This window comes from Microbacterium sp. GbtcB4, from assembly GCF_019091465.1.
Taxonomy (GTDB): Bacteria; Actinomycetota; Actinomycetes; order Actinomycetales; family Microbacteriaceae; genus Microbacterium; species Microbacterium paraoxydans.
The window spans coordinates 1-255 of the sequence record NZ_JAGXJJ010000266.1 but is presented as its reverse complement, the minus strand read 5'-3'; the positions used below and the strand labels follow the sequence as shown (position 1 = coordinate 255).

Annotated in this window: 1 protein-coding gene; it reads right to left on the bottom strand. The window is 73.3% G+C overall.

What is annotated here, in order from left to right; genetic code table 11:
• A partial coding sequence (locus tag KVS71_RS17875; protein ID WP_217585206.1) for a prolyl oligopeptidase family serine peptidase occupies window positions 1–255 on the bottom strand: 255 nt, incomplete at both ends.

Genomic DNA, 255 nt, shown 5'->3' with positions numbered 1-255 from the left:
TCGCCCGGGTCCAGCCCGTACCCGTGGTCGATGCCGTTCGCCGCCAGGGCGTCGCGGATGGCCTCGGACTGGGACGGCGGCACGCCGCGGTCCTCCCCGCCCTGCAGCAGCAGCACCGGCACGTCGATGCGGTCGGCGTGCGTCAGCGGTGAGCGCACGATGTACACGTGCTCGGCAGCGGGGAGCGGACCGACGAGGCCGTCGAGGTACGACGCCTCGAAGACATGGGCCTCGGCGGCGAGCATCCGCAGATCC